Origin of the sequence: Aeromonas sp. 604176 (genome assembly GCF_049170755.1) — a bacterium.
Taxonomy (GTDB): Bacteria; Pseudomonadota; Gammaproteobacteria; order Enterobacterales; family Aeromonadaceae; genus Aeromonas; species Aeromonas veronii_A.
On record NZ_JAAKNE010000308.1, the window covers coordinates 1 to 653 of the forward strand.

The following is a 653-nucleotide window of genomic DNA, read 5'->3' on the forward strand; positions in this document are numbered from 1 at the left end:
CACGGTGTGGGCGTTTCCGTGGTGAACGCGCTTTCCGACAAGCTGCTGCTGACCATCCGCCGCAACGGTCATGTCTACGAGCAGACCTATCACCTGGGCGAGCCGCAGGCACCCCTCAAGCAGATTGGTGACAGCACCGGCACCGGGACCGAAGTTCGCTTCTGGCCGAGCCCGACCATCTTCAGCGACACCCTGTTCCACTACGAGATCCTGGCCAAGCGTCTGCGCGAGCTCTCCTTCCTCAACTCCGGCGTCTCCATCCGTCTGATGGACGAGCGTGATGGGCGCGAGGCGCACTTCTGCTACGAAGGGGGCATCAAGGCCTTCGTCGAGTACCTGAACCAGAACAAGACCCCGATCCACCCCAAGGTGTTCCACTTCACCACAGAGCAGGACGGCATCGGTGTCGAAGTCGCCATGCAGTGGAACGACGCCTATCAGGAAGGGGTCTACTGCTTCACCAACAACATTCCGCAGCGGGATGGTGGTACCCACCTGGTGGGCTTCCGTACCGCGCTGACCCGGACGCTGAACAACTACATGGACAAAGAGGACTACAGCAAGAAGGCCAAGTCTGCCGCCAGTGGCGACGACGTCCGTGAAGGCCTGATAGCCGTCATCTCCGTCAAGGTGCCGGATCCCAAGTTCTCCTC

Annotated in this window: 1 pseudogene; it reads left to right on the forward strand. The window is 60.9% G+C overall.

From position 1 onward, the window contains the following. Window positions 1-653 (forward strand): annotated as a pseudogene (gyrB, locus tag G5358_RS21525) (DNA gyrase subunit B); the annotation flags it as partial.